General features: G+C 68.1%; 20 protein-coding genes. 13 read left to right on the top strand and 7 right to left on the bottom strand.

Features of this window, described 5'->3' with window-relative positions:
- Positions 1-18: 18 nt before the first annotated feature.
- The gene (locus J5T34_RS13205) at positions 19-657 is read right to left on the bottom strand and encodes a CNP1-like family protein (RefSeq protein WP_244258874.1); all 639 of its coding nucleotides are present in this window, start codon (positions 655-657) and stop codon (positions 19-21) included.
- Positions 650-1309 (bottom strand): RNA pyrophosphohydrolase, encoded by a 660-nt coding sequence (locus J5T34_RS13200; RefSeq protein WP_174104623.1) that lies wholly within the window; start codon positions 1307-1309, stop codon positions 650-652. The genes J5T34_RS13205 and J5T34_RS13200 overlap by 8 nt, the downstream gene beginning before the upstream one ends.
- 225 nt (positions 1310-1534) lie before the next feature.
- Between J5T34_RS13200 and J5T34_RS13195 the strand changes: the two genes are divergently transcribed.
- The 4 genes from J5T34_RS13195 to J5T34_RS13180 all read left to right on the top strand — a co-directional run bounded on the left by J5T34_RS13195 (position 1535) and on the right by J5T34_RS13180 (position 5854).
- Positions 1535-3262, top strand: a complete 1728-nt coding sequence (locus J5T34_RS13195) for a proline--tRNA ligase (RefSeq protein ID WP_208580137.1) — start codon at positions 1535-1537, stop codon at positions 3260-3262.
- Between the two features lie 67 nt (positions 3263-3329).
- Positions 3330-4064, top strand: coding sequence for a lytic transglycosylase domain-containing protein (locus J5T34_RS13190; protein ID WP_208580181.1), 735 nt, complete (start codon positions 3330-3332; stop codon positions 4062-4064).
- Positions 4061-5026, top strand: a complete 966-nt coding sequence (locus J5T34_RS13185) for a 2OG-Fe(II) oxygenase (RefSeq protein ID WP_208580136.1) — start codon at positions 4061-4063, stop codon at positions 5024-5026. The genes J5T34_RS13190 and J5T34_RS13185 overlap by 4 nt, the downstream gene beginning before the upstream one ends.
- A 207-nt stretch (positions 5027-5233) precedes the next feature.
- Positions 5234-5854 (top strand): LysE family translocator, encoded by a 621-nt coding sequence (locus J5T34_RS13180; RefSeq protein ID WP_208580135.1) that lies wholly within the window; start codon positions 5234-5236, stop codon positions 5852-5854.
- A 49-nt stretch (positions 5855-5903) separates the two neighbouring features.
- Here the strand turns inward: J5T34_RS13180 and J5T34_RS13175 are convergent, their stop codons facing one another.
- Together J5T34_RS13175 and ffh are read right to left on the bottom strand one after the other, a co-directional pair.
- The gene (locus tag J5T34_RS13175; protein ID WP_149316591.1) at positions 5904-6449 is read right to left on the bottom strand and encodes a hypoxanthine-guanine phosphoribosyltransferase; all 546 of its coding nucleotides are present in this window, start codon (positions 6447-6449) and stop codon (positions 5904-5906) included.
- A 78-nt stretch (positions 6450-6527) separates the two neighbouring features.
- Positions 6528-7931, bottom strand: coding sequence for a signal recognition particle protein (gene ffh, locus J5T34_RS13170; protein ID WP_208580134.1), 1404 nt, complete (start codon positions 7929-7931; stop codon positions 6528-6530).
- A 245-nt stretch (positions 7932-8176) separates the two neighbouring features.
- On the opposite strand from ffh, the gene J5T34_RS13165 reads away from it, so the two are divergent.
- The 7 genes from J5T34_RS13165 (at position 8177) to J5T34_RS13135 (ending at position 17355) form a co-directional block, all read left to right on the top strand.
- On the top strand, positions 8177-9136 hold the full coding sequence (locus J5T34_RS13165; RefSeq protein ID WP_208580133.1) for a cytochrome C assembly family protein: 960 nt from the start codon (positions 8177-8179) through the stop codon (positions 9134-9136).
- Between the two features lie 15 nt (positions 9137-9151).
- The gene (locus J5T34_RS13160) at positions 9152-9460 is read left to right on the top strand and encodes a PP0621 family protein (RefSeq protein ID WP_208580132.1); all 309 of its coding nucleotides are present in this window, start codon (positions 9152-9154) and stop codon (positions 9458-9460) included.
- Positions 9457-10062, top strand: coding sequence for a 1,6-anhydro-N-acetylmuramyl-L-alanine amidase AmpD (gene ampD, locus J5T34_RS13155; RefSeq protein WP_208580131.1), 606 nt, complete (start codon positions 9457-9459; stop codon positions 10060-10062). Before J5T34_RS13160 ends, ampD begins: the two co-directional genes overlap by 4 nt.
- A 516-nt stretch (positions 10063-10578) precedes the next feature.
- Positions 10579-13518, top strand: coding sequence for a ribonucleoside-diphosphate reductase subunit alpha (locus J5T34_RS13150; protein ID WP_208580130.1), 2940 nt, complete (start codon positions 10579-10581; stop codon positions 13516-13518).
- 166 nt (positions 13519-13684) lie between these two features.
- Positions 13685-14887, top strand: a complete 1203-nt coding sequence (locus tag J5T34_RS13145; protein WP_208580129.1) for a ribonucleotide-diphosphate reductase subunit beta — start codon at positions 13685-13687, stop codon at positions 14885-14887.
- Positions 14888-15026: 139 nt separating this feature from the next.
- On the top strand, positions 15027-16307 hold the full coding sequence (locus tag J5T34_RS13140; RefSeq protein WP_208580128.1) for a DUF445 domain-containing protein: 1281 nt from the start codon (positions 15027-15029) through the stop codon (positions 16305-16307).
- Between the two features lie 271 nt (positions 16308-16578).
- Positions 16579-17355 carry a pentapeptide repeat-containing protein gene (locus tag J5T34_RS13135; protein ID WP_208580127.1) on the top strand — a complete coding sequence of 259 codons (777 nt, stop codon included), beginning with the start codon at positions 16579-16581 and terminating at the stop codon, positions 17353-17355.
- Between the two features lie 70 nt (positions 17356-17425).
- Here J5T34_RS13135 and J5T34_RS13130 read toward each other — a convergent pair whose 3' ends face one another.
- On the bottom strand, positions 17426-18325 hold the full coding sequence (locus tag J5T34_RS13130) for a recombination-associated protein RdgC (RefSeq protein ID WP_208580126.1): 900 nt from the start codon (positions 18323-18325) through the stop codon (positions 17426-17428).
- 208 nt (positions 18326-18533) lie between these two features.
- Complete coding sequence (locus J5T34_RS13125; RefSeq protein ID WP_208580125.1) at positions 18534-19130, bottom strand: BPSL1445 family SYLF domain-containing lipoprotein; 597 nt, start codon at positions 19128-19130, stop codon at positions 18534-18536.
- A 258-nt stretch (positions 19131-19388) separates the two neighbouring features.
- Here J5T34_RS13125 and J5T34_RS13120 point away from each other — a divergent pair, with 258 nt between their 5' ends.
- Complete coding sequence (locus tag J5T34_RS13120) at positions 19389-19823, top strand: hypothetical protein (RefSeq protein WP_208580124.1); 435 nt, start codon at positions 19389-19391, stop codon at positions 19821-19823.
- Between the two features lie 50 nt (positions 19824-19873).
- On the opposite strand, the gene J5T34_RS13115 is transcribed toward J5T34_RS13120, so the two are convergent.
- On the bottom strand, positions 19874-23527 hold the full coding sequence (locus tag J5T34_RS13115) for an indolepyruvate ferredoxin oxidoreductase family protein (RefSeq protein ID WP_208580123.1): 3654 nt from the start codon (positions 23525-23527) through the stop codon (positions 19874-19876).
- 148 nt (positions 23528-23675) lie between these two features.
- Between J5T34_RS13115 and J5T34_RS13110 the strand changes: the two genes are divergently transcribed.
- A complete protein-coding gene (locus J5T34_RS13110) occupies positions 23676-24152 on the top strand; it encodes an Lrp/AsnC family transcriptional regulator (RefSeq protein WP_208580122.1) in 477 nt (158 codons plus the stop codon).
- The last annotated feature ends 8 nt before the right edge of the window (positions 24153-24160 follow it).

Raw genomic sequence — 24160 nt, 5'->3', positions numbered from 1 at the left:
GGACTGTCCCGATACCTCTTACCTGTACGCGCCCTGCCGCGCGACGCCGTCGCGGATCGCGCGGACGATATCTTCGCTCTTGCCCGCCACCGCGCGTCCGTCGCACAGGTACTCGGCGGCCAGCGTGGCCGCATAACTGTTCCGCACGCTGGTGCTCATCGGCCGCCATTGCTCGGCGCCCGCGCTCTGGTTCGGCACCCACGTCTTGCTGCCGGGCGGCATGGTGGCGAACAGCTTGCGCTGGAATACGTCGCAGCGCACCCCTTCGTAGCTGATATTGCGCACGCCGGTCGGGCTGGTGACCACCGCGGTGTAGCGCACCGCGCCGTCTTCACCGACCGTGAGCGACTTGGCGTCGACGGCGAACGACAGGCGTCCGGTGGTGCTGACGTCGAACGGCAGCAGATCGGCATCGGCTGGAGGCGGCGGCAGCTTGGTCGCGGCCTCCTGGAAACCCTTGGAAGCGAGCCGGTCCAGCAGAAAGACGGGTTCTTCTTCGTCCTCGGCTTCCAGCTGGGCGGCGCGCTTGGGCGTTTCGGTGCTGGTCGAACACGCGCTCACCAGGGCGAGCGCGAACAGCGTGGCAAGCCCGGCAGCCAGACCCCGGGGGATCGCGCTGCCGGCGTGGCGTCGGCCGAAGCCGGCGGGTTTAGTCATCAGTGCTCCGCGTTTGGACGCAGACCGGCGATTCCGGCTGCGTCAGGGTAGGGGACGGCTGGCTGGCGGCCGGCGCATTGCCCGGGCCTTGCCGGCCCGCACGTTGGCCGCCGGCGCGGCCTGGGTTGCCATGGGTCCCGGCGTGGTGGTTGCCGTAGGGACTCAGCGGCGCCCGCTGGCCGCGATGCAGAAAGCGCGACAGTTCCGTCAGCGCCATCTGGTAGACCTCGCGCTTGAATTCGATCACCGCGTCGAGCGGCACCCAGTACTGGCTCCAGCGCCAGGCGTCGAATTCCGGGTGGTCGGTGGCGCGCAGGCAGATATCGCAATCGCGCGCCGCCATGCGCAGCAGGAACCAGATCTGTTTCTGCCCCTTGTAATGCCCGCGAATTTCGCGGCGTATGAACTTGTCCGGCACCTCGTAACGCAGCCAGTCGCGCGTGCGACCGACGATCCTGACGTGCTCGGGCAGCAGTCCGACCTCTTCATGCAGTTCGCGGTACATCGCCTGTTCCGGCGTCTCGCCGTATTTGATGCCGCCTTGCGGAAACTGCCAAGAATGTTCGCCGATTCGCTTGCCCCAGAACACCTCGTTCCGTGCGTTGATGAGGATGATGCCGACGTTCGGGCGAAAGCCTTCACGATCGAGCATGACTGCACCTCGAATCCTTTAGAATTACGTCGATTATAAAGGAAGCGCGGGGTCCGACCGGGGCGGCCCGAGGTGCTGGTTTTCCCCGACGAAATGCGCCGTTTCAGGCGCCTTTCGCCGGGCCCACACACCGTGTCCCCGCCCGTTTTTCTGGGCCGCGTTTCCCCCCTTACGCCTTTTCCCATCGATCCGCGCCGCGCGCGCTGTCCCAACCGAAAGCCACGGATGAAAGCTTCGCAATTCTTCATTTCCACTCTCAAGGAAGCCCCCGCCGACGCCGAGATCGTCTCGCACAAGCTAATGATGCGCGCCGGCATGATCAAGAAGCTGGGTGCCGGCATCTATAGCTATATGCCGGTCGGCCTGCGCGTGATCCGCAAGATCGAGCAGATCGTCCGCGAGGAGATGAACCGCGCCGGCGCCGTCGAACTGCTGATGCCGTTCGTGCAGCCGGCCGAGCTGTGGCAGGAGACCGGCCGCTGGGACAAGATGGGGCCGGAGCTGCTGCGCCTGAAGGATCGCCATGAGCGCGACTTCGTGCTGCAGCCGACCTCGGAGGAGGTCGTCACCGACATCGTCCGCACCGAGATCCGCAGCTACAAGCAGCTGCCGCTGAACCTGTACCAGATCCAGACCAAGTTCCGCGACGAGCGCCGGCCGCGCTTCGGCATCATGCGCGGGCGCGAATTCACGATGAAGGACGCCTATTCCTTCGATCGCGACGAGGAAGCGATGAAGGTCTCGTACCGCAAGATGTACGACGCCTATATCCGCATCTTCGAGCGCTTCGGCCTGGAATTTCGCGCGGTGGCGGCCGACAACGGCGCGATCGGCGGTTCGGGCTCGCACGAGTTTCACGTGATCGCAGACACTGGCGAGGACGCCATCGTCTACTGCCCCGAGTCCGACTACGCCGCCAATATGGAGGCCGCCGAGGCCCTGCCGCTGGTGGCCGAGCGTGCGCCGGCGCGCGAGGCGCTGACGCGCACGCCCACGCCGGGCAAGGCCAAGTGCGAGGACGTCGCCGAGCTGCTCGGCATCCCGCTGGAGCGCACCGTCAAGTCGATCGTGCTGGCGACCGACGGCGCGGAAGGGCAGCCCGCGCAGATCTGGCTGCTGCTGCTGCGCGGCGACCACGACCTGAACGAGATCAAGGCGTCCAAGGTGCCGGGCCTGGCCGAGTTCCGCTTCGCCACCGAGGCGGAGATCGTTGCGACCTTCGGCACGCCGCCGGGCTATCTGGGTCCGATCGGTGCGAAGGCGCCGATCAAGGTGGTGGCCGACCGCACGGTTGCCAACATGAGCGACTTCGTCTGCGGCGCCAACGAGCGCGACTATCACCTGACCGGCGTCAACTGGGGCCGCGACCTGCCCGAGCCCCTCGTGGCGGACCTGCGCAACGTGGTGGCCGGCGACGCTTCGCCCGACGGCAAGGGCCGGCTGGCGATCTGCCGCGGCATCGAGGTCGGCCACGTGTTCATGCTGGGCACGCGCTATTCGGCGGCGATGAACGCGACCTTCCTCGACGAGAACGGCAAGACCCAGCCGATGCAGATGGGCTGCTACGGCATCGGCGTGACCCGCATCGTCGGCGCGGCGATCGAACAGAACTACGACGAGCGCGGCATCATCTGGCCGGACGCGATCGCGCCGTTCGAAGTGGTGGTGTGCCCGGTCGGCTACGACCGTTCGGAAGCGGTCAAGGCCGAGGCCGATCGCATCCATGCCGAGCTGCTGGCTGCGGGCGTCGACGCGATCCTGGACGACCGCGGCGAGCGCCCCGGCGTGATGTTCGCCGACTGGGAACTGATCGGCGTGCCGCACCGCGTGGTGGTCGGCGACCGCGGCCTGAAGGAAGGCCAGGTCGAGTACCAGGGCCGGCGCGACGCCGAGGCGAGCCGCGTGGCGGTGGCCGACATCGTCGGGCATGTCCGCAAGCTGCTGGCCGACTGAGGCAATGCAACCGCCGCGATGCGCCGCCATCGCGGCGCCGTGTCCGCGCCGGTGGCCGGGGCAGGCGATGCTGGCCTCGGTGCTGTTGTCCGCGCTGGCGTTGCTGCTGACTGCGCCGGCCGTGCATGCCGGCGCCCAGCGTGAAGAGCAGCTGGCCGACGCGGTGCGCGGCGCGCTGGCCGCGGCGATTGCCGACGCGCGACCCGCCCGGCCGGTATTCGCCTCCGCCGGCGAACGGCAGGCCTATCTGCGCTGGGTCGCCGAAATGTCGCGCCGCCTCGAGCCGCGCATTCCCGAGGCGCCGATCCGCACCGAGCTGGTCGAGACGGTCTACTACGAGGCCCGGCGCGCCGGGCTCGAGCCCGCGCTGGTGCTCGGCCTGATCCAGGTCGAGAGCAACTTCCGCAAGTACGCGATCAGCACGGCGGGCGCGCGCGGGCTGATGCAGGTGATGCCGTTCTGGGCGCGCACCATCGGCGATGGCGACGCCCGCAAGCTGTTCCATCTGCAGAGCAATCTGCGCTACGGCTGCACCATCCTGCGTCACTACCTGGACCGGGAGTCCGGCGATCTGTTTCTGGCGCTGGGCCGCTACAACGGCAGCCGCGGCCGCGCCGACTATCCGAACGCGGTGCTGGCCGCCTGGAAGCGCTGGCAGCATGCCGAAGTCGCCGTGACGGTGGCCAGCGCTGCCGATGGCGTCCGTTCCCGGCACGATGCCGCGCGTTCGTTGCCCGGGACGACCGATCCCTACGGCGCCCGCGATCCGCTCAAGCCCAACCGCCTGCCCGATCCGTCATGACTTCCCGCTCGCATCCGGTGGCCGGCAAGACCGGCTACGCCACCTCGTCGCCCGAACTGGAACGCTGGCTGGCCCGGCATATCGCGCAAGGCTTCGGCGCCGACGCGCTGGTGCGGTCGATGTGCCAGTCCGGTTACGATGCGGCCTTCGCGCGGGCCACGGTGCAGGCCGCCTTTGCCGGCTCCGCGATGAGGAGCGCGCGGCCGGGCCCGGCGCCATCGGCATCGCCGTCGCCGCGGACCGCGAAGGCCAGGGCCGCTACGGAAGCCGCGACGAACCCCGCACACGCCAACGCCCAAGCGGCCGCTGCCATCGCCGCCCCCAACGCCCTGCCCGCCGGCGACGGCCGCGACGTGCCGGTGCTGTTCGCGATGGAATCGCCGCGCATCGCGCTGTTCCAGCGGCTGCTGATGCCGGACGAATGCGATGCACTGATCGCGCTGTCGCGCGGCCGGCTGGCGCGCTCGCCGGTGGTCAATCCCGATACCGGCGACGAGAACCTGATCGATGCGCGCACCAGCATGGGCGCGATGTTCCAGGTCGGCGAGCATCCGCTGATTGAAACGCTGGAGGCGCGCATCGCCGCGGTGACCGGCGTCCCGGTGGAGCAGGGCGAAGGGCTGCAGATCCTGAACTACAAGCCGGGCGCCGAATACCAGCCGCACTACGACTTCTTCAATCCGCAGCGCCCGGGCGAAGCGCGCCAGCTGCGCGTCGGCGGCCAGCGCATGGCGACGCTGGTGATCTATCTGAACGACGTCCCCGCCGGCGGCGCCACCGCGTTCCCGAAGCTGGGCTTGCGCGTCAATCCGGTCAAGGGCAATGCGGTGTTCTTCGCCTATCTCGGCGAGGACGGGGCGCTGGACGAGCGCACGCTGCACGCCGGGCTGCCGGTCGAGCAGGGCGAGAAGTGGATCGCCACCAAGTGGCTGCGGGAAGCGCCGTATCGGGGCGAGGGCTGAGCGAACGCTGAACGAACGCTGAACGAACGCTGAACGAACGCTGAACGAACGCAGCCGTGGGCTCGGAGCCGTGACCTTGAGCGGCCGCTTCGCATCTGTGCCGAACCGGCAGCAGCACTGTGCCGGGCTTTGCAGGTGAAACTGTACCGGTACTGTATAGGGTCGCCGCGCTAGACTGCCGCTTTCCCCCTGCATTCAGGAGTTGCCATGGCGCTGTCGGATCTGGCGGCAGGCTCTGCCGTGTTTGCCGCGTTCAGCGGTTTCGTGCTGGTGTCGTCGATCACGCCCGGGCCGAACAACACGATGGTGCTGGCCTCGGGCGTCAATTTCGGATTTGTCCGCACCATTCCCCATCTGCTCGGCATCAGCAGCGGTTTCGCCCTGATGATCGCGCTGATCGGCCTCGGACTGGGCTCGCTGTTCACGGCCTTGCCGTGGACCTGGCCGGTGCTGCGCGTGGCGGCCACCGTCTATCTGGTCTATCTGGCCTGGAAGCTGGCCACTGCGGGCGGCGTGCAGGACCGCCAGGTCGGCAAGCCGATGGGCTTCCTGCAGGCGGCCGCGTTCCAGTGGGTCAATCCGAAGGCGTGGGTGATGGCGGTGGGCGCGTGCAGCGCCTATGTGCTGCACCCGAATGTCTGGCTCAACGTGCTGCTGCTGGCCGGCCTGTCGGCGATCATCAATCTGCCCAGCGTGGCGGTGTGGGCGGTGTTCGGCGCCTCGCTGCGCCGCTGGCTGGCGCGCCCCCGCGTGCTGCGCGTGTTCAACGTGACGATGGCGCTGCTGCTGCTCGGCTCGCTGTGGCCGATCCTGGCGGCCGGACACTGAGGCACGTCCGGCCACCCGCGGCACGGGCGGCACCGGCGGCGCCGGCAGCTCAGCCCTTCAGCGCGCGGATAGTGCCAAGGTTGCGCCAATAGCCCTTGGCGTCCATGCCGCAGCCGAACACATAACGGTCCGGCACCGTAAAGCCGCAGAAGTCCGGATGCATCGGCTTGGCCTTGGCCAGCGTCTTCTCGCACAGCACTGCGGCGTAGAACTCGCGCGCGCCCATGTCCATGATGCGCTGGCGGATCGCCGCCATGGTCTCGCCCTCGTCAAGGATGTCGTCGAGCACCAGCACGGTCCGGTCCTTGACCGACTCGCGCGGCGCCACGCGCCATTGCATCTCGCCGCCGACGGTCTTGTTGTTGTAGCGGGACAGGTGGATGTAGTCGAACTCCAGCGGGAATTCGAGCTTGGGCAGCAGCATGCCGGTAAACACCACGGCGCCGCCCATCACCGACAGCACCAGCGGGAAGCGGTCCCCCATCTTGTCGGTGATCTCGCGCGCCATGCGGTCCAGCGATTGCTGCACGGCCTGCGCGCTGACGATTTCCTCGGAGTTGGCCCACAGTTCGCGGGCCTGTTCGGCAGTCATCATGATGTTCGGTCCTGATCTGGCAGTGTTCTTGGTGGGGCGGCGGCGCGCAATAGGGAGACAGGCTGGATCGGCGGCCGATCAGCGATTGAACAGCCCCTTCATGCCGCCCTTCATCCCGCCCATCGAGCGCATCATCTTGGCCATGCCGCCGCCCTTGAGCTTCTTCATCATGCTCTGCATCTGGTCGAACTGGTTCAGCAGGCGGTTCACTTCCTGCACCGGCACGCCGGCGCCCGCGGCGATGCGGCGCTTGCGGCTGGCCTTGATCAGTTCGGGCTTGGCGCGCTCGGCCGGCGTCATGCTGTTGATGATGCCTTCCATGCGGCGCACCTGCTTCTCGGCCTGATCCATATTGGCGCCCTGGGCCTGCTGGGCGAACTGCGCCGGCAGCTTGTCGACCAGGCTGCCCAGGCCCCCCATCTTCTTCATCTGGCCGATCTGCGCCTTGAAGTCCTCGAGGTCGAAGCCGCCGGTCTTCTTGATCTTCTTGGCCAGCTTCTCGGCCGCTTCCATGTCGACGCCGCGCTGCGCCTCCTCGACCAGCGCCAGGATGTCGCCCATGCCCAGAATGCGCTGGGCCATGCGGTCCGGGTAGAAGGCTTCGAGGCCGTCGAGCTTCTCGCCGACGCCGACGAACTTGATCGGCCGGCCCGTCACGTGACGCACCGACAGGGCCGCGCCGCCCCGCGCGTCGCCGTCGAGCTTGGTCAGCACCACGCCGGTCAGCGGCAGCGTGTCGTTGAACGCCTTGGCGGTGTTGACCGCGTCCTGGCCCAGCATCGCGTCGACCACGAACAGCGTTTCGGCCGGCTTGAGTTCGGCGTGCAGCGCGGCGATCTCGCGCATCATCGCCTCGTCGATGCCCAGGCGGCCGGCGGTGTCGACGATCAGCACGTCGTGATAGTGCTTGCGCGCCCAGTCGACCGCGGCACGGGCGATATCGACCGGCTTCTGGTCCGGCTGCGAGGGGAAGAAGTCCGCGTCGACCTGTTCCGACACGGTCTTGAGCTGGGCGATCGCGGCAGGGCGGTAGACGTCGCACGAGACCGTCAGCACCTTCTTCTTCTTGTTTTCCTTCAGCCATTTGGCCAGCTTGCCGACCGTGGTGGTCTTGCCCGCGCCCTGCAGGCCGGCCATCAGGATGATCGCCGGCGGCTGCACCGCCAGGTTCAGCTCGGCCGCCTTGCCGGGCGCGCCGTCGGCCGAGACGGCTTCCTCGCCGCCGATGACCTTGGTCAGTTCGCGCTGCACCACGCCGACCAGGGCCTGGCCCGGCGTGAGGCTGCCGACCACTTCCTCGCCGAGCGCCTTTTCCTTGACGCGGGCGACGAACTCGCGCACGACCGGCAGCGCGACGTCGGCCTCCAGCATGGCCAGGCGAACCTCCCGCAACATCTCCGCGGTATTGGCTTCGGTCAGGCGTGCCTCGCCGCGCATGGTCTTGACGACCCGCGCCAGGCGTTGAGTGAGATTGTCCAGCATGGCAGAAATCCGGAGGTGGGCTTTGTAGGGGTTGCGGCGCGCCGCGGCTGCATTGACGGTGCGCGACAGTGCGTTGCGGCGACCGTGGCGTGGCGGGCGGGGCCCGCGGGTACCGATCGGGCCGACTCGCCGGGCGTCCGTCGCGGCGTGGCGATCGGGCCTTGCCGCCGCGGGTCACTGCCGTCGGTCATCGCCGTCGGTCACTGCGCCGGTCACTGCAACAGGCGCTAGGGTAAACTGCGCGAATGGCGATTGTACTGTATGCCCTGACGGCACTCCTCTATTGCGCGCTGGCCTATCACGGCTGGGCGACGCGCCACGCCGGGCTGGCGGCCAGCACGGCCGGCGGTCCGGGTCTGGGGGGGCAGCCCGGCTCGATGGTACTGGTGCCGGGCGCGGCGCCGGGCGGCAGTGCGGAGGGGCAACCTGCCTGGTGGCATGCGCTGATGGTGGCGGTGCTCGCCAGCCACGGCATGCTGCTGCATGAAACCATCTTTCCGGCCGACCGCATGGTGTTCGGCTTCGCCTTCGCGCTGTCGGCGATGCTGTGGCTGGGCGTCGGCATCTACTGGATCGAAAGCTTCTTCTTCTCGCTGGCGGGCCTGGGCCTGGTGGTGATTCCGGTGGCGATGCTGGCCAGCCTGATGCCGCTCGCCTTCCCCGGCGCGCAGATTCTGGGCTACGCGGCGCGGCCGCTGTTCAAGCTGCATTTCATCATCGCCAACGTGGCCTACGGGCTGTTCACGCTGGCGGCCTTCCATGCCTTCCTGATGCTGCTGGTCGAGCGCCGGCTGCATGGCTTCAATCGCGGCCACGGCGTGCATGTGCCGGGCGGCGCGATGGCCGCCGGCTCGGCGCAGCAGGCCGGGTGGCTGGGCCGCTGGCTCGATCTGCTGCCGCCGCTGCTGACGCTGGAGAAGCTGTTGTTCCGGCTGATCGCGGCCGGCTTCGTGCTGCTGACGCTGACCATCGCTTCGGGGCTGCTGTTCTCCGAGGAGCTGTTCGGCCGGGTCTTCCGGTTCGACCACAAGACCGTGTTTGCGGTGATTTCGTGGGTGATGTTCGCCGGCATCCTGGCCGGCCGGCGGTTCTACGGCTGGCGCGGGCGGGTGGCGCTGCGCTGGGTCATCGCCTCGTTCTGCATCCTGCTGCTGGCCTATGTCGGCAGCCGCTTCGTGATCGAAGTGATTCTGCACCGCCTCTGAAGCAAGGCCCCGTCGATGGCGCGTCTGTTCCTGTTGCTGGCAATCCTGCTGGCCATTTTCTGGTGGCTCGGCAGCCGCGTGCGCGCGCGCCGCGCCGAACCCCCGCCGGCGGACCCCGGCGTGCCGCGGCAGGGCGCCCATCCTGACGCAAACGGCCGCGCGCAGGAGCCAATGGTGCCGTGCGCCCAATGCGGCGTGCATCTGCCGCGCAGCGAGGCGATCGCCTATCAGGGCCTGCACTACTGCCGCGCCGCCCATCTGCCCGAAGCCCAGGACCGGCAAGGCGACCGCGGGGATCGCAACGGCCGCGGCGGTCCGGCATGACGGCGCCGCTTCTGCCCAGGCTGCGGCTTGACGGCGCGGGCTGGGTCGAGGGCGCCCGCCGGGTGCCGTCGCCCAACTTCGATCCGCGTCCGCCCGGCATGCCGGTCGATCTGCTGGTGGTGCACAACATCAGCCTGCCGCCCGGCGAGTTCGGCAGCGACGACATCGAGGCGCTGTTCCTGAACCGGCTCGATCCGGACCGCCATCCGTTCTTCGCCACCATCCATCAGGTCCGCGTGTCGGCGCATTTCCTCGTGCGGCGCAGCGGCGAGCTGGTGCAGTTCGTCTCCTGCGCCGACCGCGCCTGGCATGCCGGCCAGTCGGCCTTCTGCGGGCGCGAGCGCTGCAACGACTTCTCGATCGGCATCGAACTGGAAGGCTGCGACACGCTGCCGTTCGAGCCGGCCCAGTACGACGCCGCGGCCGCGCTGACGCGGCTGCTGGTGCGCGCCTATCCCATCGCGGCGGTGGCCGGCCACAGCGATATCGCGCCCGGGCGCAAGACCGACCCCGGTCCGTGCTTCGACTGGCCGCGCTTTGCCGAGGCTGCCGGACTCGCCCCGGCGATGCTGCCGTACCGCGGCGGCGGGGCCGCGGCCTAGCCGAAAACCCCGTGCCGATGCGGGGCTATCGGCGGGGCTATCGAAAGCGCGGCGCTAATCGAAAAAAATTCTTTCGTCGGTGCGGCAGCCGACAAAAGCGCCGCAACCCTTGAGCCGCTTGGTCTGGCGGGGAGCCGGGGGTCTCGCGCGGTGCCGGACCGGCCCGCGGACGCGCTTGTCAAGACTGGTCAACGCGATTCATTTCACTATACTTAGTCCAGCTTTTCGTTATGACCACTATATCTAGTGGTGCTTTCGGGGAGCCGACCCAGGCGTGCAGCGTTCGCCACGGGCTCGGCAGGTTGCCTTCACGCCACGCGCGTCAAGCGTTTCCAGCCGGCCAGCAGCTGACAACGCACGCGCGCCGCAGGGTCGGCACGTCACAAGAGCCCTCCACGGGAATGCAGCAAGGCAGTAATCCGGCACGGCATCGCCGCGCGCGGAATGTCTCTTTTTGCGCATTTTCCAAGGGCTCTTTGTCGTTGATAACACTGGTCACCAAAACAGGAGTGCTTCATGCAGACGGCCCAACAAGAATTCGCCGGCAAGGCCGGTTCCGCCGCCGTGGCGCAACCGAGCCCCGCCGCTGCGAACGCCGCAGGCAACTACCAGGATTACAAGATCATCCGCCGCAACGGCGCGGTGGTCGCTTTCGAGCCGAGCAAGATCTCGGTGGCCATGACCAAGGCCTTCCTCGCCGTCAACGGCGGGCAGGGCGCCGCCTCGGCGCGTGTGCGCGAGCTGGTCGAGCAGCTGACCCAGAACGTGGTGCGCGCGCTGCTGCGCAGCCGTCCGAACGGCGGCACCTTCCATATCGAGGACGTGCAGGATCATGTCGAACTGGCGCTGATGCGCTCGGGCGAGCATGAGGTGGCGCGCGCCTACGTGCTCTATCGCGAGAAGCGCAATCAGGAGCGCGGCCAGGCCAACGCGCAGGCCGTCGCCCGCGTGGCGCAGGCGGTCGCCAACTTCAACGTCACCGACGGCGGCGTGACCCGCCCCCTCGATCTGGTCGCGCTGCACGCGCTGATCGACACCGCCTGCGCCGGTCTGGGCGAGGGCGTCGACGCCGAGCCGATCCTGAAGGAGACGGTCAAGAACCTGTACGACGGCGTGCCGATGAGCCAGGTCTACGACTCGGCCATCCTCGCCGCCCGCACGCTGATCGAGAAGGACCCGGCCTACAGCCAGGTCACCGCCCGCATCCTGCTGCACACCATCCGCAAGGAAATCCTCGGCGAGGAAGTGACCCAGGCCGAGATGGGCAGCCGCTACGCCGACTACTTCCCGAAGTTCATCGCCCGCGGCATCGAGGCCGAACTGCTCGACGAGAAGCTGGCGACCTTCGACCTGGCGCGCCTGGGCGCGGCGCTGGACGCCTCGCGCGACTTCCAGTTCAACTACCTGGGCCTGCAGACGCTGTACGACCGCTACTTCCTGCACATCGACGAGACTCGCATCGAGATGCCGCAGGCCTTCTTCATGCGCGTGGCGATGGGCCTGGCGCTCAACGAGCAGGACCGTGAAGGCCGCGCGATCGAGTTCTACAACCTGCTGTCGTCGTTCGACTTCATGTCGTCGACGCCGACGCTGTTCAACTCGGGCACGCGCCGCTCGCAGCTGTCCTCGTGCTACCTGACCACGATCTCCGACGATCTGGAAGGCATCTACGAGGGCCTGAAGGAGAACGCGCTGCTGTCGAAGTTCGCCGGCGGCCTGGGCAACGACTGGACCAATGTGCGCGCGCTGGGCTCGCACATCAAGGGCACCAACGGCAAGTCGCAGGGCGTGGTGCCGTTCCTGAAGGTGGTCAACGACACCGCCGTGGCGGTCAACCAGGGCGGCAAGCGCAAGGGCGCGGTCTGCGCCTACCTGGAGACGTGGCACCTGGACATCGAGGAATTCCTCGAGCTGCGCAAGAACACCGGCGACGATCGCCGCCGCACGCACGACATGAACACCGCGAACTGGATTCCGGACCTGTTCATGAAGCGCGTGATGGAGAACGGCGAATGGACGCTGTTCTCGCCGTCGACCTGCCCGGACCTGCACGACAAGGTCGGCAAGGAATTCGAGAAGGCCTACCTCGGCTACGAAGAGAAGGTCGCGCGCGGCGAACTGAAGCTGTTCAAGAAGATCCCGGCGATGCAGCTGTGGCGCAAGATGCTGGGCATGCTGTTCGAGACCGGCCATCCGTGGATCACCTTCAAGGATCCCTGCAACATCCGCAGCCCGCAGCAGCACGTCGGCGTGGTCCACAGCTCGAACCTGTGCACCGAGATCACGCTGAACACCAACGACAGCGAGATCGCGGTCTGCAACCTCGGTTCGGTCAACCTGGTCGCGCACCTGAAGCAGCAGGACGACGGCAGCCACGTGCTCGACCACGCCAAGCTCGAGAAGACCATCCGCACCGCGATGCGCATGCTCGACAACGTGATCGACATCAACTACTACGCGGTCGACAAGGCGCGCAATTCGAACCTGCGCCACCGCCCGGTCGGCATGGGCATCATGGGCTTCCAGGACTGCCTGCACGTGCTGCGCGTGCCGTACGCCAGCGATGCCGCGGTGCAGTTCGCCGACACCTCGATGGAAGCGGTCTGCTACTACGCCTACCAGGCCTCGACCGAGCTGGCCGAAGAGCGCGGCCGCTACAGCACCTATGAGGGTTCGCTGTGGGATCGCGGCATCCTGCCGCAGGACTCGCTGAAGCTGCTGGCCGAGGAACGCGGCGGCTACCTCGAGGTCGACCAGTCGTCGACGATGGATTGGGACAAGCTGCGCGCGCGCATCAAGCAGCACGGCATGCGCAACTCGAACTGCATCGCGATCGCGCCGACCGCGACGATCTCGAACATCATCGGCGTGTCGGCCTGCATCGAGCCGACCTTCCAGAACCTGTACGTCAAGTCGAACCTGTCGGGCGAGTTCACCGTGGTCAATGACTACCTGGTGCGCGACCTGAAGGCACGCGGCCTGTGGGACGAGGTGATGGTCGCCGACCTGAAATACTTCGACGGCTCGCTGGCCCGCATCGACCGCATCCCGCAGGATCTGCGCGACCTGTACGCGACCGCGTTCGAGGTCGAGCCGACCTGGCTGGTGGAGGCTGCCAGCCGCCGCCAGAAGTGGATCGACCAGGCCCAGTCGCTGAACATCTACATGGCTGGCGCCTCGGGCAAGAAGCTGGACGACACCTACAAGCTGGCGTGGATCCGCGGCCTGAAGACGACCTACTACCTGCGCACCATCGCGGCCACGCACGTCGAGAAGTCGACCGTGTCGCGCGGTTCGCTGAACGCGGTGTCGTCGGGCGCAGCGAGCGGCGGTGTCTCGGCCTCGTCGATCGACCAGGTGGCCGCCTCGGCTCCGGCGATGCCCGAAGCCGAAGGCGCGGTCTGCACGATGCGCCCGGGCGATCCGGGGTTCGACGAGTGCGAGGCCTGCCAGTAAGGACTGCCATCAACCGGGCGACGCCGGCCCGATGCGCCTCGCGGCGCGGGCCGGCACCGATGCTGGACCCAATACTGGGCCCAATACTGGACCCGATGCCGGTCCCGATGCCTGCGCTGCGCGCGGCGGGACCGGCTGCCCAGAGCGTTACACGGAGAACAACACCATGCTGAGCTGGGACGACGACGTTCAAGCCAATCCGCAGGCTGCCCCGCAGCCTGCTCCCCAACCTGCGCTGCAACCCGCCGTGGCTGCCACGGCCGACCAGCAGGGCGTGCTGCCGCCCGCCGCGACGCAACCGGGCGCCGGCATCCTCGGCAACAACCCGAACGCCGCGGCCGCGCAGAGCACGCGCCGCGTCAACGCCGCCGACAAGCGCGTGATCAACGGCGCCACCGACGTCAACCAGCTGGTGCCGTTCAAGTACAAATGGGCGTGGGAGAAGTACCTGGCCGGCTGCGCCAACCACTGGATGCCGCAGGAAATCAACATGTCGCGCGACATCGCGCTGTGGAAGGACCCGAACGGCCTGACCGAGGACGAGCGCCGCATCATCAAGCGCAATCTGGGCTTCTTCGTCACCGCCGATTCGCTGGCCGCCAACAACATCGTGCTGGGCACCTATCGCCAGATCACGGCGCCGGAATGCCGCCAGTACCTGCTGCGCCAGGCCTTCGAAGAGGCGATCCACACGCACGCCTACCAGTACATCGTCGAGTCGCTGGGGCTGAACGAGGCCGAGATTTTCAACGCCTATCACGAGGTGGCGTCGATCCGCGACAAGGACGAGTTCCTGATCCCGTTCATCGACACGCTGACCGATCCGTCGTTCAAGACCGGCACGCCGGAGAACGACCAGAAGCTGCTGAAGTCGCTGATCGTGTTCGCCTGCATCATGGAAGGCCTGTTCTTCTATGTCGGCTTCACGCAGATCCTGGCGATGGGCCGGCAGAACAAGATGACCGGCGCGGCCGAGCAGTACCAGTACATCCTGCGCGACGAGTCGCTGCACTGCAATTTCGGCATCGACCTGATCAACCAGATCAAGCTCGAGAACCCGCATCTGTGGACGGCCGAGTTCAAGGCCGAGATCACCGAGCTGTTCAAGAAGGCGGTGGACCTGGAATACCGCTACGCCGAGGACACCATGCCGCGCGGCGTGCTGGGCCTGAATGCGCCGATGTTCAAGAGCTATCTGCGCTTCATCTGCAATCGCCGCTGCCAGCAGATCGGGCTCGATCCGCTGTTCCCGAACGAGGAAAACCCGTTCCCGTGGATGAGCGAGATGATCGACCTGAAGAAGGAACGCAACTTCTTCGAGACGCGCGTGATCGAGTACCAGACGGGCGGTGCGCTGTCCTGGGATTGATGCGGCGCCGCGTTGGCCCGGCAGCGCGAAGCTGTCGGCCGGCAATCCACCAGTCGCGGGAGTGCGGTAAAAATGGGACGTTTCAAACGAAACGTCCCATTTTTTTACGCCGCCCGCCGTGGCAGCGCCAGGAGACGCCATGCACGAAGGCCGGAACGCCGGCAAGGAAGCCGAACTGAAGCGCATGCAGCATGTGGCGCTGGCATGCGTGGGCGCCGCGGCGGCGGTGTTCGTCGCGACCCTGTTCCTTCCCGCCACGTTCTGGATTCGGCTGCTCAGGGCCGGCGCCGAGGCGGCGATGGTCGGCGGTCTGGCGGACTGGTTCGCGGTCGTGGCGCTGTTCCGCCGCCCGCTTGGCCTGCCGATTCCGCATACGGCGATCATCCCGAGGAGCAAGAACCGCATCGCCGACAATCTCGCGGAGTTCGTCCGTGACAAGTTTCTGAACCCCGAGGTCGTCACGGACCTGATCCGGCGCAGCGATCCGGCCCAACGGCTCGCCGCCTGGTTCAGCGTGCCGGCCAATGCGCGGCGCATCGGCCGGCACGCGGCCGACCTGATGCGCGTCTTGCTCGATCTGGTGGACGACCGGCGTATCCAGGCATTCCTCAACGATGCCGCGCGTACGGTCATCGGCCGCATCGATTTCTCGCAGGCGCTGGGTTCCGTGCTCGAGATGCTGACCCGTGGCGGCAGCCATCAGCAGCTGCTCGACGCCGTGCTCAAACAGGCGATCGAGCTGTTGAGACGACACGAGACCCAGCAGCTGATCGCCCAGCGCGTGGTCAGCTGGCTCAAGAGCGAACACAAGTGGAAGCAGATCGTGCTGCCGACCGAATGGCTGGGCGACAAGGCTGCCGAGGCGGCGCGCACCAACGTGATCGACTTTCTCGATGAGGTCGCCCGCATGCCGGCGCACGAGCTGCGGGCGGCCTTCGACAAGGCGCTGCAAGCCTTGATCGACAAGCTCAAGACCGACGAGGCGTTCCTGCGCAAGGGTGAGGAGCTGAAGGACTTCGTGCTGCAGAATCCGGAGCTGGCCGACTATGCGCGCAGCGTATGGGCCGCGCTGCGCGACTGGCTGTCCAACGACCTGCAGAGCAGCTCCCCGCAGCTGGAGCAACAGGTCGAGCGCGTGGGGCTGTGGTTCGGCCAGAAGCTGGCGCGGGACCCGGAGCTGCGTCGCTCTCTCAACGACCACGCCGAGTCGCTGGCCGGGACGGCGGCACCGCAGTTCGCGCAATTCCTGACGTCCCATATCAGCGACACCGTGCGCAACTGGGACGCGACGGACATGTCCCGGCAGATCGAACTGAGCATCGGCCCCGACCTGCAGTACATCCGGATCAGCGGCACGGTGGTGGGCTGTTGCATCGGCATCCTGCTCTTTCTGGTATCGCACCTGCGCGACATGCTCTGAGCGGACTGTCGGCCTTTGCTGCCTGCGTTCGTGTTTACCCTGGGGTGCGCGCCCATCGCCGCGGGCATCCTTGGTGACGGTCCGTCGTCGTGTGGCCTCGGTCACCAACGCCGCAAGGAGCGGACCAAAATCGATAGTCTGCTGTCCTAACGGCATGGTCTGGCGCCGGCGCGGCGGGAACAATGGCTCCCATTCGATTCGACCATTCGATTCGATCGAATCGAATCCATCATTGGACCCAGCAGCCTGATTCCACAGCGGGAGAGCCGACATGACCATTCCCAGTATCCAACGCGGCGTTGCCGTGCCTTCCGCGTCGGAGCAGCCCGGCGCGATCTCCACTGCGTCGACGAAACCGGCGAGCGCCGGTATCCAGATCGCGGTGCATGACGCGGCCCGGACCGCGCCGGCGGCCCACGATGCCGTGCCACGGCAGCGCAGCTGGCAGCGCTTCCTGGACCTGGCGCGGCGGCTGGTCGGGCTGCACGCAGACGACGCCGCGCGTGCCCCGTCGTCGACCGCCGCGCCGCGCAGCGCCTTGCTGCGCCGCCTGAGCCTGGACCCGCGCGACGAGGCGCCGCTGACCGCGCTGGCCTTCGATTTCAGCAACGCCGATCTGGCCGGTGCCGATCCGCCGGTCGCCGGCGTATCGCACCTGCGTTTCAACGGCGCCAATCTGAAGCAGGCGACCCTGCGCGACATCAGCCTGGCGTGGACCGATTTCAGCGGGGCCGAGCTCGACGGGGCGCGCATCACGATCGCCGCGGAGACGCTCGCGCGGGTCGCGCGGCCCAGCGTGCTGGCGCTGGCGCTGCAATCGATCGCGACCATCGACACGCGCCATGCGGGGCTGCGGCGGGAGCTGATGGAGCAGGTGCTGGGCGCCCTGCAGCAGGCCGCGACATTGGCGCGGCGGGACCGCGCCATGCTGCCGTCCGAGCTGGCCGCGCTGGTGTCCGTGCATCCCCTGTTTGCGGGCATGCCGGGCCTGGACGCGGTGCTGGAGCGATGCGCATCCGCGCGCGCCGAACCGCGTCCGGCCCGCTGAGTGGGCGCCGGCATCGAGGCCCGCGTTTCGATTTCGTTTCGTTTCGTTTCGGGGCCTCGACGCGCCGTCTTCAGTGCTTTCGTTCGCCGCCGAGCGCCTCGGTCAGATCGCCCAGCATGCCCGACAGCTCGCCGGCCATCAGCGCGAAGTCCGCATCAAAACGCTCGTCCTCGTCGCTCATGGTGCCGTCGATCTGCTCCTTGACCACATCGAGCGGCGCCACGCGCTTGATCGCCAGCGCGTCGGTCAGCACGAACGAGACCCGGTCGTTCCAGGTCATCGCCAGGCGCGTGCAGCGCTTGCCGGCGGCGATATGGCGGCGCAGTTCTTCGGCGTCGAGCGGATGGCGGACATAGCGGACGGTGGCCTTGCTCTCGGCGCTGGCCTGCAGTTCGATCTCCTGATCGACGGTAAAGCCGGCCGGTGCCGCATCGTCGGCCAGCCAGCTCGTCATCGCCGCCACCGGCGACTGGTTGACCTGCAGCGACGTCAGCGGCAGCGGGTCCAGCGCCTTGAACAGCAGCGTGCGGACCTCGTCCGCCTTGATCGCCGAGGCGGCGTCGATCGCCAGCCAGCCGCGCTCGGGATCGATCCAGACGCGCGTATCGCGCCGGATGCTGAAGGCGCGCGGCAGCAGCTCCTCGGTGATCTGTTCCTTGAGCTCGCGCAGCTGCTTGCGGCCCGGCTTGTAGCCTTGCTGCTCCTCGAGTTCGGCCGCGCGGGCCTTGGTGACCTGATTGACCACGGTGGCCGGCAGCAGCTTCTTCTCGGCGCGCATGGTCAGCAGCATCTGCTTGCCCACGCGATGCACCAGCGCGCCGTTATCGCGCGGCGAGGCCCATCCCTGGGTCTGCATTTCGAGGCTGGTACCCGGATAGAAGGCGTGCGAGGCGAGGCAGGCTTCGACCTCGTCGGCGTCCTTGTTCCAGGGTGCGGAGAAGCGGTGCAGCTGAAGATTCTTGAACCACATGAGAATTCGGTACCTTGGCCGGTTGGCGAAAGGGACGAATTCTAGCGGCTTGGCGTGGCCGATGTCGCGTGCGCTGGGCAGAGACGGCAATCAAGCCACCAAAGCGGGCGGCAGGGAGGGCAGCGGGGGCGCCGGTGCAACGGGCACGAAAAAGCGCCGCGGCCCCCTGCCAAGAGCCGCGGACGCGAGGTACTGCAAGGCAGCGGCCTTACAGGTCCAGCCGGGTGATCTTGGTGCCCTCGAGGCTCAGGCCCGCCATCAGGCCGGCATTGGTCAGCGCGAAGCCCACCACCGGCTGCTGCACGGTATTGGTATCGAGCGCGCCGTTGGCGCCGACCTTGGCGACCGCCACGGTGGCGTCGACCCCGGCGGTCCAGCCATCGCTGGCGAGGAACTTGTCCAGCGCCTGCTGGTTCATGAACATGAAGATCAGCGCCTTCGATTGCGCTCCGATCTGCCAGCCCAGCGAGCCCGAGATGGTCCGGTAATAGCCGCGGGTGGTATTGCCCACGCGCAGCGCGCCGTCGCCATATTCGCCGCCGACGAAGAAGCCGGCCGACAGCGTGCGCGGGAACACCAGGATGCCGCGAGCGCGCGAGGCCAGGTCGCGCGAGCCGTTGACCGAGCTGTACAGCCGGTCCAGCGTGTTTTGAACGCCGGAATCGATTTCACGGCGGCGCGTCGTCTTCTCGGCCGGGGAAGAGGCCGAATCGCGCGTGGTGGTGCACGCGCCCAACAGCAGGCCGCTGCCGGCCACCGCCAAACCGAGACCCGCACTGGCGTTCAGGAATGCCCTACGTTCCATGTTGTTCTCCTTTGTTCCTGTCAATCACTGCGATGCCAACCAAGGATGGCGTGTGCGCCGAACGGTCGTGGAACCGGGCGACGGGCCGCCATCACGCTGCCCTCCGTTTGTGCAATATACAAAGCGCTTGCGGGGACTGCTGTAGGACGACAGACGCAGGCGGGGTGGTGTCTGTCCTACAAGGCACTTTCTGCGGCACCATTGCAACGCGATGTAACCGCCGGTTACCTTGCCCGAGCGCTGGCGCTACCATGCGGCATGCCTAAAGTTCTTGCCCTGATCCCCGCCATCCTGCTGGTCGGCGCCTGCGCCTCGCATTCGCCCGCGGACCAGCAGACCGCCAATGCCACCGTCGCCGCCGCCGAGGCGCAAGCCGCCGTCGGCCCGACCCCGGAATGGCAGAAGAAGCGCCAGCAATACACCGACTGCGCGCGCGAGAAGGCCGAAACCCGCTCCGCCAAGCCGGGCACGACCCAGGCCGTGGTCAACGATGCGCTGCGCGATTGCCGCGGCGAGCTCGATGCCGTGCGCACGTCGTTCCGCGAGTATCTGGATGGCCAGATGTCGTCGGCCCACGGCAAGCGTTCGGCGCGCCAGGCGGCCGACCGGGTGGGCCGCGATACCGAGGACAAGGTGCGCGCCTATCTGCTGCGCCACGTCGAATATCACCGCGCTGTCGCCGCGCGCCAGTAAGCGGGCTCCCTGACCTGCGGGGTGGCCATGAACCGGCCGCCCGACCTGCCTCACTGCGGCGCGCCACTGCGCGCCGTTTTCACGTCCGCCTGCCGGATCGGAATTCCCCTCAGTTGTCCGGCGCCATTGGCGCCATGCGCGCTGTCCGGGCGCGGATAGCGCTGCGCATCGAAGCGATGCAGCAGCTCGGCCGCACGGGCCGTGGCGACCGCGTGCGCGGCCAGCTTGACGTGGCCGAAGCCGCGTACCCTGGCCGGCAATTGCGCGATCTCGACCGCGATCGGCAGCCTTGCTGCCGTCAGCGCCGGCAGCAAGGCGCGGATGCGCGTTTCGTAGTCGACGATGGCCTGCCGCTCCAGCCTGCGCTCGGCGGTGCTGCCGAACGGGTCCAGGCGCGTGCCGCGCAGCCGCTTGCCTTTGGCCAGCCATCCCATCACCGGCCATAGCCAGGCGCCGAAGGCGATCTTGCGCGGCGGCTCGCCATGCTTGCCGGGGCGCGACAGCAGCGGCGGCGCCAGATGAAAGCGCAGCCGCAGCGGGCCGTCGAAGCGGGCCTGCAGCGCCTGCCGGAACGCGGGATCGCTGTGCAGCCGCGCGACCTCGTATTCGTCCTTGTACGCCATCAGGCGCGCGAACTGCTCGGCCACCGCACGGGTCAGCCCGCGCTCGCGTCCGGCCTCGCCCAGCGCGCTCTCCGCGGCCTGCACGGCCTCGACCAGCGCGGTATAGCGCGCGGCATAGGCGGCATCCTGGTAGGCGGTCAGCAGGGCCACGCGGTCGGCGATCAGCTGCGGCAGCGGCACGGCCGAGGTCGCAGCGGGCTCGGGCGGGAACAGGGCCAGGCCGTCGGGTTTGCCATCCTCCGCGCGCAGCCGGGTCAGCGCGAACGGATCGCCGGCGGCCAGGCGCCCCAGCGCCAGCGCTTCCAGGTTGGCGTCCACCGCCACGCCGTTCAGCTCGATCGCGCGCGTCAGCGCCGCCAGCGAGACCGGCACCAGGCCCTTCTGCCAGGCAAAGCCGAGCACCACGATATTGGCGGCCACCGTATCGCCGAGGAAGGCGGTCGCCAGCGCCTGCGCGTCCAGCGTGTCGATGCCGCCCGAGCCCGTGGCGTGGCGCAGCTTGGCCAGCAGCGCGTCGGCATGCAGGTCGGCATCGGGATTGCGCTGGAATTCGGCGACCGGCGTCGGATGGGTGTTGGCGACGATCTGCGTGCGCCGCGGCGCGACCGTCTGCAGTACGTCCGGAGAGGCGCCCACAGCCAGATCGCAGGCCAGCACCGCATCGGCCTGCTGCGCATCGATGCGGGCCTGATTGAGCCATTGGCGGCTCTGCGCCAGCCGCACGAAGGACAGCACCGCGCCGCCTTTCTGCGCGAAGCCCATGAAGTCGAGCACGCTGGCCACGCGCCGCTCCAGATGCGCCGCCATCGCGATCAGCGCGCCGACCGTCACCACGCCGGTGCCGCCGACTCCGACCACCAGGATGTCGAAGGGCCCGGGGCCGAGGCGGGGCGCCGGCTCGCGCAGCGCCGCGGCGCGTTCCCGCAATGCGGTCGCGCCGCGCTCATGCCCGACGGGGTGGCGCAGCGTTGCGCCCTCGACGGTGACAAAGCTCGGGCAGAAGCCCTTGATGCACGACTCGTCGTGATTGCAGCTCGCCTGATCGATCTGGCGCTTGCGCCCCAGCGCGGTCTCGACCGGCTGCACCGCCAGGCAGTTGGACTGCACGCTGCAGTCGCCGCAGCCCTCGCACACCGCCTCGTTGATGAAGACGCGCCGCGCCGGCGTCGGCGCACGGCCGCTCTTGCGGCGGCGGCGCAGTTCCGCGGCGCAGGTCTGCTCGTACAGCAGCACCGTCACGCCCGGCACCTCGCGCAGTTCGCGCTGTACCGCATCGAGGGCCTCGCGCGGATGGAAGGTCGTGCCCGACGGAAAGCGCTCCCGGCGGTCGCGATGCACGTCGATGCGGTCGCTGATCACCGCCACGCGCGCGACCCCTTCGGCGCTGACCTGACGCGCGATCGCCTCGACGTCGAGCGGGCCGTCGACCGGCTGCCCGCCGGTCATCGCGACCGCGTCGTTGCACAGGATCTTGTAGGTCACGTTGGTGCGCGCGGCCACCGCCTGGCGGATCGCCAGATAGCCCGAGTGATAGTAGGTGCCGTCGCCCAGGTTCTGGAAGACGTGGGGCGTGGCGGTGAAGCGGCTGTGCGCGACCCAGTCGACGCCTTCGCCGCCCATCTGGATCAGCCCCGAGGTCTCGCGGTTCATCCAGCTGGCCATGAAGTGGCAGCCGATGCCGGCCTGTGCGCGCGAGCCTTCCGGGACCCGCGTCGAGGTGTTGTGCGGACAGCCGGGGCAGAAGTAGGGCTGGCGGCGGATGCCGTCGGCCGCATTGGACAGCAGCGCGTGTTCGCTGAACTGCGGCACCAGCGCGCGCCGGTCCAGGCCCCGGCTCAGTCGGGCGAGCCAGTCGGCCACCGGCTGCATCAGCCGCGACGGCCGCATCTCCTCGCGCTCGGGCAGCAGCGGCCGGCCGTCGATGTCGCGCTTGCCGGCAATCGCCGGACGCACGCCGTCGGGCGCGTTATAGAACAGCGCCTGCAGCTGCCGCTCGACCAGCGGACCCTTTTCCTCGACCACCAGGATCTCCTCGAGGCCGCGCGCGAAGGCCAGCAGCCGGGTCGGCTCGACCGGATAGGCCAGTCCCAGCTTGTAGACGCGGATGCCGGCGTCGGCGAGCGCCTGCGTCGAGATGCCCAGGCGCCGGAACACTTCCATCAGATCGTGATGCGCCTTGCCGCAGGTCACGATGCCCGCACGCGCCTCGTCGGCATCGACCACCATGCGGTCGATGCTGTTGACACGGGCGAAGGCGCGCACCGCGTCGAGCTTGGCGCCGAGCCGCTGCTCGATGCGCGGCGACGGCAGGTCGGGCCAGCGATAGTGCAGGCCGTCGGGCGGCGGCATGTGTCCGGTGGCCCGGCGTATCGCGTCGGCATCCTGCCAGCAGGCCACGCGCGCATGGATTGGATCGAGGTCGACCGTCATCGCGCTTTCGACCGTCTCCGACAGCGCGGTGAAACCGACCCAGTTGCCCGAGTAGCGCGACAGCGCCCAGCCGTACAGGCCGAACTCCAGATACTCCGCGACATCGGCCGGGGCCAGCACCGGCATCGACCAGGCCTGCATCGCGAAATCGCTCTGGTGCGACATCGACGACGACACGCAGCCATGATCGTCGCCGGCGACCACCAGCACGCCGCCGTGCGGCGAGCTGCCATAGGCGTTGCCATGCTTGAGCGCGTCGCCGGCGCGATCGACGCCGGGGCCCTTGCCGTACCAGAGGCTGAACACCGCATCGACGGTCCGTTGCGGATCGCCTTCGACCTGCTGCGTGCCCAGCACCGCGGTGGCGGCGAGCTCTTCGTTGATCGCCGGCAGGAAGCGCACGCCGGCGGCATCGAGCAGCGGCGCGGCCTTCCACATCGCCTGATCGACCATGCCGAGCGGCGAGCCGCGATAGCCGCTGACGAAGCCCGCGGTGCCGAGCCCGGCGGCGCGATCGCGCCGCGCTTGTTCGAGCACCAGGCGGACCAGCGCCTGCGTGCCGCTCAGAAAGACCTGGCCCGAGCGCGCGGTCAGGTTGTCCGACAGCCGATAGTCGGTGCGCAGCGTGCCGGCTTGCGTCGCAGCGTCCATTGCAGTCTCCTCCGGGCCGTCCGAGCTCTCCGAGCCTCATGCAGCCCTTGTCCTGAAGACCATGTTAGGCACGCGATCGAAGAAATGGATTTCTCAATTTTGCCGCCAGGGCCTAGATTGGAGAAAACCCATCTCGATATCGGGCGATATGAAGAGCGAAGAGGTTCTGGACGAATACTCGCGCCGCATCCTCGCGGAACTGCAGCGCGACGCCCGCCAGTCGCTGCAGCAGCTGGCCGGCGCGGTGGGCCTGTCGGTCACGCCCTGCTGGAAACGGCTCAAGGCGATGGAGGAGAGCGGGGTGATCCGCAACTACACGGTCTGGGTCGACCGCGAGCGGGTCGGGCTGTCGAACTGCGTGCTGGCGGAGATCAATCTGACGCGCCACAGCGAGACCGTGGTCGACGAATTCGAGGCCGCGGTGCGCACCTGCCCGGCCATCGTCGAGTGCTATCGCACCACCGGCCAGGCCGACTATCTGCTCAAGGTGCTGACGCCGGATATCCGCGCCTACGATGCCTTCCTGCACGACGTGATATTCCGGCTGCCGGGCGTGACCGGCATCCGTTCGGCCATCGTGCTGTGCGAGGTCAAGAGCGGGGCGCCGCTGCCGATCGGCGCCTGAGTTCTGCC

The organism is Cupriavidus gilardii, assembly GCF_017598945.1.
GTDB classification, from domain to species: Bacteria; Pseudomonadota; Gammaproteobacteria; order Burkholderiales; family Burkholderiaceae; genus Cupriavidus; species Cupriavidus gilardii_E.
Note: the sequence above shows the minus strand (reverse complement) of the source record. Positions and strands in the feature narration are given on the sequence as shown.